Origin of the sequence: Pedobacter sp. AK017, assembly GCF_014200825.1 — a bacterium.
Lineage (GTDB): Bacteria > Bacteroidota > Bacteroidia > Sphingobacteriales > Sphingobacteriaceae > Pedobacter > Pedobacter heparinus.
In genome coordinates this window covers 83,587-94,968 of the sequence record NZ_JACHCW010000020.1, presented here as the reverse complement: position 1 = coordinate 94,968, position 11,382 = coordinate 83,587, and the positions used below count along the sequence as shown (strand labels likewise).

The 11,382-nt window shown below is 43.6% G+C and carries 7 protein-coding genes; all 7 read left to right on the top strand.

The window, feature by feature from the left end:
• The coding region (locus HDC92_RS22315) for a DUF6266 family protein (protein WP_221271003.1) at positions 1 to 699 on the top strand (699 nt) is incomplete at its 5' end.
• A 115-nt stretch (positions 700 to 814) separates the two neighbouring features.
• Entirely contained in the window at positions 815 to 1,456 is a 642-nt protein-coding gene (locus tag HDC92_RS22310) for a DUF6266 family protein (RefSeq protein WP_183877165.1), read from the top strand.
• 331 nt (positions 1,457 to 1,787) lie between these two features.
• On the top strand, positions 1,788 to 4,895 hold the full coding sequence (locus tag HDC92_RS22305) for a SusC/RagA family TonB-linked outer membrane protein (RefSeq protein WP_183877164.1): 3,108 nt from the start codon (positions 1,788 to 1,790) through the stop codon (positions 4,893 to 4,895).
• A 23-nt stretch (positions 4,896 to 4,918) separates the two neighbouring features.
• Positions 4,919 to 6,481: a RagB/SusD family nutrient uptake outer membrane protein gene (locus HDC92_RS22300; RefSeq protein WP_183877163.1), complete on the top strand. Its 1,563-nt coding sequence runs from the start codon at positions 4,919 to 4,921 to the stop codon at positions 6,479 to 6,481.
• Between the two features lie 45 nt (positions 6,482 to 6,526).
• Complete coding sequence (locus HDC92_RS22295) at positions 6,527 to 8,011, top strand: glycosyl hydrolase family 39 (protein WP_183877162.1); 1,485 nt, start codon at positions 6,527 to 6,529, stop codon at positions 8,009 to 8,011.
• A gap of 1 nt (position 8,012) precedes the next feature.
• Positions 8,013 to 8,327: an L-rhamnose mutarotase gene (rhaM, locus tag HDC92_RS22290; RefSeq protein WP_015809293.1), complete on the top strand. Its 315-nt coding sequence runs from the start codon at positions 8,013 to 8,015 to the stop codon at positions 8,325 to 8,327.
• A gap of 50 nt (positions 8,328 to 8,377) precedes the next feature.
• The gene (locus HDC92_RS22285) at positions 8,378 to 11,341 is read left to right on the top strand and encodes a glycosyl hydrolase (protein WP_183877161.1); all 2,964 of its coding nucleotides are present in this window, start codon (positions 8,378 to 8,380) and stop codon (positions 11,339 to 11,341) included.
• Positions 11,342 to 11,382 lie beyond the last annotated feature (41 nt).

Sequence of the window (11,382 nt, the reverse complement as noted above, 5' to 3'; positions counted from 1 at the left end):
ATCTCTTGTTTAGGCATAGTTCAAGAGATCTCTCCTGCCGTCGAGATGACGATAGAACAAAATAACATCATGGGAATCATTAGACAAGGAATATTTGGTGGGTTTGAGAACCGTACCGGGGGATTGGTGGGGCGGAGATTAAATGGTAAAAATGTGATCTCGGCTCCACCACATCAGACAGATAAATTAATGACACAGGCGCAGATTGACCAGCAATTGAAATTTGGGCTGGTGATTCAGTTTTTGAAAAGAATGACTTATTTAATTAAGGTAGGTTTTAAGCAGGGTACTGGTAAAGGAAATGCTTTTAACCGGGCTGTTAAATACAATTTCGGAAACATCATTACAGGAACTTCACCTGATTACAGCATTGATTATACAAAGCTTGTTTTTAGCAGGGGCAGTTTAGCGGGGCCAAACGCCCCTGCTATTCATTTAGAACTGAATGCTGTAAAAGTTAGCTGGTTGCCTGATGCGCAAACACGCTTTAACCAACACAGGGATAGGGCCAGCTTTTTGGTGTATTGCCCTGGCAAAAATGTTATTGTAACGCTAACGAGCAGTACAGAAAGATCGGCGTTGGGCTATAACATAGCAGTGCCACAGGATTTTGAAGGTGATGAGATGTACGTATTTATGGCCTTTGTAAGTGCTGACGGGAAAGTGGTGAGCGACAGTGTTTATTTGGGCTTGGTTTAACACACTCGTCATCCAGAGCGTAGCGTGGGATCTCTTGGTCATAACATAGTTCAAGAGATCTCTCGTCGCTACGCTTCCCTCGAGATGACGACAAAACAATTTAAAAATTAACAAAATGGGAACATTAAGAAATGGATTTTTAGGCAATTACAAGGGCAAAATAGGGAACCTTGTATTTTATGAAGTAAAGGGCAGGCAGGTGATACGCATGGCTGGCAAGAGCAATAAGCCCCCAACAGCTGGACAATTACAGAATAGGAATGAAATGGCTGCAGTAATGGCCTTTTTAAAACCAATAAGAGCGTTTATAAATATAGGTTTTGCGGCAAAGGCAAAAGGTACCATAAAAACAGCAAATAATATGGCCGTGTCTTATAACAAGAAATATGCTGTAACTGGTGTTTATCCGGAGGCCATAATGGATTACAGTAAGGTACTGGTTACAGAAGGTGGTATGGAGCAGGCCATAAACCCAACAGTTGAACTGCTGGCAGGGGCTTTAAATTTTACCTGGCTTTGCCCGAATTATCTGGATTGGCCAAGGCCATACGATCAGGTGATGCTGATGGCTTACTTTCCGGCCCTGCAAAAAGCTGAATATATATTATATGGTGCCAAACGATTAAAATGCACAGAATTGCTGCCTATTCCAGCTGATCTGGTAGGGGAGTATATGGAAGTGTATATATCTTTTATAGCAGAAGACAGAAAACGGGTTGCAAACAGTACTTACTTAGGCGCAGTAAATGCTGAGTGATAATAAAATATTTTAAAAAAATGGCTGTGCATTTTTATGCGCGGCCATTTTTTTGTTTGGGCCAAGATGGAAGTGGCCATATTTGCTTAAATCTTATTGCTGTTTTACGTAATACCTTGTTTTTTAGATACAATAAGATCGTTTTTCCCGCCAGCTGAATTTACGCTTCGTGGTTTAATTGTGTTGTCTAAGTATTGTTTTTTATTAATTTTTAGGCTTAATATTAGTTTAATATTCTTTTAATATGTTATAAATACTTTCGAAACCATGACAGTACATAACAGTTATTAAGCTATTAAGGGATAATTTAGGTTTACCAAGTATAAAAATTATGAGAAAACACTTTTACAAAACGTGGTATAGTTACAAACCATGCAGTTTAATTTTAACGCTGCTCCTGTTTGCAAATTTTGCCTTTTCGCAGGATAAGACAGGACTGATCAAAGGAAAGATAACTGATGATTCTGGGCCTTTGCCGGCGGCATCGGTTTTGGTAAAAGGATCTAAAAACGGAACAACTGCTGATGCGCAGGGTAATTTTAGCATCAGGGTTGCAGAAGGCACTTATACACTTACTGCCTCGTACATTGGTTATACTTCAGCAGATCAGGTGAATGTTAAAGTAACAGCCGGCAAAGAAACGGTGGTTAATTTTAAACTGTCGTCAAATGTACAGCTGCAGGAAGTAGTGGTCAGTTACGGTAAACAAAGGGCCAGGGAAGTTACCGGTTCTGTAGCCCAGATTAATGCTGCAGATCTGCAGGATATGCCGGTTGGACAATTTGCCCAGCAGCTGCAGGGTAAAGTAGCCGGTGTGCAAATCGCGCAAAGCAGCGGACAACCTGGGCGCGGTATGGAATTCCGTATCCGCGGTGCGGCATCGCTTTCGCTTTCTAACCAGCCCTTGTTCGTAGTAGATGGTTTGCCCATTACTGGCAGCATCAATAATATCAACCCTTCGGAGATTGAAAGTTTTACTATACTAAAAGATGCGTCATCTACAGCTTTATATGGTTCAAGGGCGGCCAATGGTGTGATATTAATTACCACCAAACATGCTAAGCCAGGCGACGCCAAAATAGAATTCAGCAGCAATTACGGTATCCAGAAAATTCCACAGAGCTTTGTTCCGGATATGATGAATGCAAGGGAATTTGCGACCTTCATGAAAGAAAGATATGAGGACCAGAAAATTTTTCAGCCAAGCTATGTAGTGCCCCCAACTCAGTTGGAAGCTTATGGAAACCCGGAGCAATATGGCGAGGGTACCAATTGGTTTGATGTGCTTACGCAATCGGCACCCATACAAAGCTATGACCTTACTATACAATCGGCAAACAACAAGTCGTCTTCTACGATAGTTGCCGGTTATCAGGAGCAGGAAGGTGTGATCATCAATACCGGGACCAAGCTGTTCAGTCTGCGGCTTAACCAGGACCTTAGCTTGAACAACAATAAGCTGAAACTAGGCTTTAACCTGGCACCCAGCTATCGCATTGATCATAACAACAGGTTGGCTACAGATGGTGTGAATGGTTTTTTTGAAAAAGTTTTAGAGGCAAGTCCGCTATTCCCTGCTGTCAATCCGGATGGCAGTATGCCAAAGCTGGTAACTTCGCCAGGTATGGTAAATTATATCAACCCATATGCACAGTTTACCATGGCTAAGGACGATTATAAGACAACCCGCATACTTGGAAATGCTTATTTGAACTATGAGTTTCTTGATGGCCTGAGCTTGAGAACAAATCTTGCTGCTGATAAAGGTGCGGAGTCGCGCGATCAGTTTACCCCTGCTTTTATCACTACTAATTCTATAGCAACAGGATTAAGCAGTTCAGTGGATAATTTTTCATGGACAGCAGAAGCAAACCTGCATTATTCAAAAGCTTTTGGTACGGATCATAAAATTGAAGCCCTTTTGGGTTATTCGGCACAAAAATTTCAGCAGACCAGCAATTCGGTTTCCGGAACCGGCTATCCAAGTGATGATGTACCTTACCTGAGTGCTGCAACAGTAATCAGTGCGGGCAGTAGTAATACTACAGCTTATTCCTTACTGTCAACCATTGGCCGATTAAATTATAGCTATAAAGGTAAATACCTGCTCCAGGGGGCGATAAGGAATGATGGATCTTCAAGGTTCGGAAATAATAGAAAATACGGGTACTTTCCATCTGTATCCGCAGGCTGGATCCTGAGCGATGAGGGATTTATGCAGAAGTTTAAATTTGTGGATTTTCTTAAACTTCGTGCCAGTTACGGGATAACAGGAAATAACAATTTAGGTAATTTCCAGGCCTTATCGACGATCGGGGAATACAACTACATCCTCAACGGAGCCCTGGTGTCTGGAAATACCATCGCCGGGCTTGGAAATTCTGAGCTCGCATGGGAAAGGAATAAGCAGTTTGACATTGGTTTAGAGTTTGCAATACTAAAGAACAGGATATCGGTTAACTACGATTATTATCATAAAATAACTGATGGTATGATCCAGGATAGGCCAATTCCAAGAGCTTCGGGTTTCCAGACCATTAAATTTAACATCGGTGAATTTGAATTCTGGGGCCACGAGATTGCGCTGAATACGGTGAACCTTACTGGTGGCTTAAAATGGAATACCGGCATTAACGTATCTTTTGAGCGAAATGTTATTAAATCATTGGTAGCCCCTGGTTTTATCCGCCGTAACAATACCGTAACTTCAGATTATTTCCGCAATCAGGTAGGGCACCGTTTAGGCGAATTTTATGGCTTTGTTTTTCAGGGATTATACAAGGATGCTGCCGATCTGGCCAGTTCACCTAAATACGGATCATCTTCCTACGTAGGGACGATCAAAATGCAGGATGTCTCCGGTCCTAATGGTGTTCCGGATGGTGTGATCAGCGATGAATACGACCGTACTTTTATTGGCGACCCTACACCAGACTTTAGTTTTGGGATCAGCAACAGCTTTCGCTATAAAAACTTCGATCTGAACATAACCATGTCTGGTGCCGTTGGCGGAGATATTCTTTCGCCTGCAAAATGGGCCTATCTAACAAATATGGATGGTTCAAGGCTTCCGCTTGCAGCCATCAAGGACAGATGGAGATCGGAACAAAACCCGGGTTCAGGGATTTATCCTTCAACAAGGGGCGGGACTACTGCAATAGGCCGCCAGGTAAACAGCCAGTGGATAGAAAACGGGTCGTACCTAACTGCTAAAAACATTTCGCTTGGTTATACCATTCCTTTGAAAGATAAGCTGCTCCTGAAATCTTTAAGGGTATATGGCTCGGTACAGCAGGCTTTCATTATTACTGGTTACACTGGGTTTAATCCTGAAATCAACCTGAACGGAACGGATGCCACCCAGGGAATTGGTGTGGATGAAAACGCATATCCGGTGCCAAGAACTTTCTCTATTGGTATTTCAACAACATTTAAATAGGGTAATCAAAAATATAAGAAAAGATGAAAAAGATATTGATATATATAGCCATGCTTTCTTTTACAGCAGTATCCTGTAAAAAAAGCTTTATAGAGTTGACACCAAAAGATTCCTTTTCTGTCGAAACTTTTTTTAAGACAGAAGACCAGTTCAGGCAGGGGGTTATTGCCGCTTATGTTCCGCTACGGGATTTAGCTAACCAGGATTTTTATGTGGCTGAAATGCGTTCAGACAATACCCATTATCAGCCTTATCCAAGTAACAGGGGAACCGCCTATCTGTTTAAGGAAAATATTGACGATTTTGTAGATGGACCAACCAATTCGAATACAAATTCAGTTTACTTTGCCTGTTATTCCGGCATTGCAAAAGCTAATATTGTAATAGAACGTTTGAAGGATGCAGATATCGCTGCAGCAGCCAGGAATGATATTGAAGGACAGGCTAAATTTTTAAGGGCATTTTATTATTTTAAACTGGTACGTTTATTTGGCGGGGTACCTTTATATTTAAAAGAAGTGAAAAAAGCTGATGATGCTTTTGTTTCCAGATCGACGGCAGATGAAGTTTACGCACAGATTACGGCTGATGTTAAAGATGCCATAACTATGCTGGCAGCGCCTACTAAACTACCAGGGAAGGAAAGTGGCCAGGCTACCAAGGGTTCTGCTACAATGTTGTACGGCGAGGTATTGATGACGCAGAAAAAATACGGTGAAGCTGAAATTGTACTGGGTACTCTTGCGGGTATGGGTTATGGTTTGCAAACCAATTATGCCGATGTTTTTTTACCCGCAAACAAGAACACCAAAGAATCAATTTTTGAGGTGCAATACCTTGAAGGCGACGCCACGGGCACTGCACCGAGTAATTTTATTTATCAGTTTTTACCACGTACAGCGCCTAATGCCTATACCAATTTGATTACAGGTACAGCTACCAATAATGGCGCTACAGGAGGATGGAATACGCCTACGCAGGATATCATTGATGCATACGAACCTGGTGATACGCGGAAAGATGCCTCCATAGCCATCGCTGAGGGCGCTTATAACGGTAGTGACCTGTTGGTGGTTTCAGCCAATAAAAGTATTGTCAATTATATACCGGCTGCGGGCAAAGTGGGTATTCCGTATATTAAAAAGTATTTGCACACCCCGCATCCGGTAGCCAACAATACCAATGACAACTGGCCCATATACCGGTATGCGGATGCACTGTTGTTGCTGGCTGAGGCTCTGAATGAAAATGGAAAACCGGGCTTGGCATTAACTCCCTTGAATGCGGTAAGGGCCAGGGCCTTTGGTAATGCCACGCATAACATTACCACTACTGATCCGGTAGCACTGCGTGACATCATCGATCATGAAAGAAGGGTAGAGCTAGCCTTTGAAAACCACCGCTGGCACGACTTGGTACGTACAGGTAAAGCCATCCAGGTAATGACCGCCCACGGGATTAAAATGAAGCAAATGTATAATTACCTTTCACCGGCTTCTTATAATATTACTCCCGCAAAATTATTGTATCCTATCCCGCAGTCAGAAAGGGAAATTAACCCGGATCTGACCCAAAATCCTTTATAAACTTTTAAACCAGGGGGCGTTATGCCCCCTTTATACTAACCAGATATGTATAAAAAGCTTAAACGTACCTGTTGTATGGCCATAGTGGTCATGGTACTTATACCTTTTAAAAAGCTTGCCGCACAGGAAAAACCAATTTCTATAAACTGGAACAATACCATTGCGGTTTCTAAAACCACACCTACACTGCAGGTGGTATATAACCCCATGTTGCGTGCAAATTCACCAATTCATAAAGCTACTTTTGAGGCTTTAAAAAACATGGGTGCCAATTATGTGCGTTATGTACCCTGGTTTCCCTACCCTAAAGCAGCGGTTGTTGAACTGAAGGCCCCAACTGCTACTGAAACCTTCTGGGATTTTCAATATGCTGACCCTGCTGTGATCGATTTTATGGAAGCCACGAAGGGACATCCGGCTGTAATAAATTTTAGTACTATACCAGTATGGATGTTCAAAACGGCTAAACCTGTTGAGCACCCTGATGATCCCGATTTACCTTTCTGGGAATATAATCAGGGCAAAGAACTGCGTGATACAACCTGCAAGGAGGTTGCAGATTATTTTGCAAGAGTTTTTAGCTGGTATACCAGGGGTGGTTTTACCGATGAACTTGGCAAATTTCACAAATCTGGACACCACTATAAATTTCCTTACTGGGAAGTATTAAATGAACCGGATCTGGAGCATCGGATGTCGCCCCAGCTGTATACCAAAATTTATGATGCAGTTGTTAATGAGCTCAAAAAGATCGCTCCGGAAACAAAATTTGTAGGAATCTCTGTTGCACACGAAACGGATCCGCAGTGGTTTGAGTTTTTCCTTAATCCTGCCAACCATAAATCCGGCGTGCCTCTTGATGGCATTTCCTATCATTTTTATGGCCGCCCGGCCTCTATAGACCAGCAGATCGACAGCTATCAATATTCTTTTTTTGACCAGGCCAATGGTTTTTTGGACCGTGTAAGGTATATAGAGAATATCCGTAAACGCCTTGCCCCAAATACATTTACGCAGATCAACGAAATCGGAAATATTCTGCAGAACAGGGATTATAAGGGTGTGATACCTGATGGATACTGGAACTTGTCGGGCGCCATGTTTGCCTATCTGTATGTAGAGCTTAGCAAAATAGGTATTGATGTAGCCGGCGAATCGCAACTTGTGGGTTATCCTACGCAGTTTCCTGATGTATCGATGATGAACTGGAAAAACGGAAAACCTAACGCAAGATACTGGGTGCTGAAACTGTTGAAAGATAATTTTGGTCCAGGTGATAAGTTGGTTGCGGCGAATTCCTATAGTCCTGATGTGATTGCACAGGCATTTATAACCGCAAGCGGTAAAAAACTGTTGCTCATCAACAAAACAAATAAAGTGGTTAACCTTAAAGTCACCGGGATGGAAGGTGCTAAACTGCAGACCGTAGACGTTTCGACAGGGGACAATCCTATTGCAGAAGGTGAAATAAAGGGCAACGCCTTCCTGGTAAAACCCTTTTCTGTTACCATTATTAAAATAAAAGATTAAAATGGAAAGGATAGCCTTTAAAATGACCTTGCTTGAGGGCCATGTTGACGAGTATAAGAGAAGACACCAGGAAATATGGCCCGAAATACCCGCTTTGTTAAAACAAGCGGGTATTTCAGCTTATTCTATTTATTTGGATGAGCAGACAAATACACTTTTTGCCACGTTAAAGCTAACCGACAGCGCACAGCTCGATTGGCTTTCACAGCAACAGCAGATGCGTGAATGGTGGAAATATATGAGTGATATTACCCTGAGTGATGCAGAGGGAGTTCCTGTTCTGACTACTTTAAACGAACTGTTCCATCTGGCCTGATCTTACGATTAATTAAAAATAATGTAATTAAACCCTCAACCTAACCATATATGCCGAACCTGAACCGAAGAAAATTTATACAGATCAGCTCCCTGGTTGCAGCAAATATGGCTGTATTTAGCTTAAACAGTAAAGCCAGCATTTTTGATGAAAAACTGACTGAAGAAGAACTGACTTTAAAGCTCCTGAAAGCTGGGTTTACGAACCCGCCCGATAGTGCTAAAGCCTCTTGTTACTGGTGGTGGTTTAACAGCCTGGTAGATGAGGAAGGGATTAGTTTGGACCTTGCTGAATTTAAAGCAAAAGGTATGGGCGGCGTATTGCTGATCAACTCGATCAGCGGGTTTGGCAGCGGCCCCATCCCTGAAGGCCCGAAATTTTTATCGGATGAGTGGCGTTCACTTTTTAGGCATGCTTTAAAAGAGGCCGACAGGCATGGCATTGAGGTAGGGGTAAACCTGAGCACTGGTTGGGCAATGGGGGGCACCTGGATTAAACCGGAAGATTCAGGGAGGTGGTTGCTGCAGGCCAAAACAAGGCTGAGCGGTCCGGCCCGTTTTTCCGGAAAACTCCCTTTGCCCGGTAGCAGGGATGGTTATGACAATGCCAAACAGCTTTTTATAAAAGATTATATTGACCTGCCGATGGAACAGCTGGATTACAGGGATACTTCGGTAGTGGCTTATAAGGAAATTCCTGGTGCACTGTCGTTAAAAGATGGCGACCGTGCCAGATCATTTGCAGCAAAAAGCAACCGGCTCGATGCAAGTAGCCATGCGGAAGCCGCAGAGGTAATGGAGCCGACTTTGTTGCCATGGACGGCCTCGGCTGATGATAAGCCTGTTTCTTCTTCGGATGTGATAGACCTGACTTCGAAGGTAACGACAGACGGGCAGCTGGAATGGGATGTGCCAGAAGGGAACTGGATCTTGATCAGGACGGGGCACCGGATGACGGGTGCACGTACGGCTTATGCTTTGCCGGAAGCGGCAGGGCTGGAGATCGACTGGCTGGATAAGAAAGGGGTAGAGCGGCAGTTTGAACATCTGGGCAATATCCTGCTGAAAGAAGCAGGGGAGTTTAAAGGCAAATCGCTGAAGTATTTTCATGACGATAGTTTTGAAGATGGCTTTCCGAACTGGACAGCAGAATTTTTAAAGCATTTTAAAGGGTACCGTGGCTATGATGCCACACCTTACCTGCCTGTTTTTGCAGGTGTGGTCATAGACAGTGCGGAAATATCTGAACGCTTTTTATACGATTACCGGAAAACGGTAGCAGATTGTATGGCCGATGGGCATTATAAACGTTTTGCAGAACTATGTCATGAAAATGGCTTGCAGGTGCAAAGCGAGGCTGGTGGCCCCAGCTGGTCGGGTACGATGTGTATGGATGCGCTTAAAAATCTTGGTCGCATGGATTTGCCGATGGGCGAATTCTGGCAGGGTAAAACATTTGTACAGCATGACCAGAATCAGGTAGGAAAGCTGGTGGCTTCGGCAGCTCATATTTATGGCAAAAAAAAGGTTTCAGCTGAAGCGCTTACTTCATTTAAACCACATTGGAGTGATTCGCCCGAAAGCCTGAAGCCGGTGGCCGACCGTGCTTTCTGCGAAGGGATAAACCGTTTTGTGATCCATACTTCAACCGCTACACGTCCACGCGACGGCAAACCCGGATATGAATATGGTGCAGGCACACATTTTAACAGGAACATCACCTGGTGGGAAAAAGCAGGTTCTTTTCTGGATTATGTGAACCGCTGTCAGTATTTGTTACAGTCGGGCCTTTTTGTGGCCGATGTGCTTTATTACAATGGCGACTGGGCACCAAACCTGGTAGCACCCAAACGTACCGACCCGGCTTTAGGGAAAGGCTACGACTATGATGTATGCAATGAGGAGGTGCTGCTAACCAGACTGAGTGTAAAAAACAAACGGATCGTATTGCCCGATGGCATGAGCTATGCGCTTATGGTATTGCCTGAAGTAAGTTTTATGCCCTTACCTGTAGCCAAAAAAATCAGGGAACTGGTAAAGGCCGGGGCTACCATTATTGGCCCAAAACCGGTAAAAGATCCGGGTTTAAAAAACTATCCGCAATGCGACAAGGAACTGGATCAAATAGCTGAGGAGATTTGGGGTTCTGCTGCGGTGATTACGGGCCAGACTGTCCGTGCTGTTTTATTGAACAAAGGCATAGTTCCAGATTTTGAATATACAGGTGAAGCCAATTACATTGATTTTATTCACCGTACTACAAAAGACGCGGAGATATATTTCCTGGCCAATCGTAAAGAAGCTGCTGCTAAAACTACCTGTACGTTCAGGGTGAGTACAGGTTACCACCCCCAGCTGTGGGATGCTGTAAGTGGGCGCATCTTGCCCATGCCGGTATATAAAGCAGCTAAGGGCAGGATTGCAATCGAATTTGATTTTCTACCACACCACTCCATATTTGTGATCTTTGTGAAATCGGCCAGGCCTGTTTTAAAGCCAGCTGATGAATGGCTGTTCCAGGGCAGATTGGGTTTAGCGCTCTTACAGGAAATCAAGGGTACCTGGGAAGTAAGTTTTGACCCCAAATGGGGCGGCCCTGAAAGGGTAACCTTTAATAGTTTACAGGACTGGAGCAAAAGTGAGGATGAGCGGATCAGGTATTATTCGGGAAAGGCCGTATACAGAAAACAGTTTGACCTGGATATGCCATTGGCGAAAGGAAAACAATTATTTCTGGATCTGGGGGTAGTTAAAAATATTGCCAGTGTAAAGCTGAACGGCAAAGACCTGGGAACCATATGGACTGCGCCCTGGATGGTGGACATCAGCGGAGCACTTAAAACTTCGGGTAACCAGCTGGAAATAGAAATCATCAACCTTTGGCCGAACCGTTTGATCGGGGATGCTGCATTGCCCATTGAAAAACGGTTGACAAACACCAATATCATCTTTAAAAAAGAAGACAAACTATTATCTTCAGGTTTGCTTGGCCCGGTCAGCATTCAGGTCCGCTAGTTGATTGGCCATTTTCTGCTTGTGCTGGTATCTGAAAATAA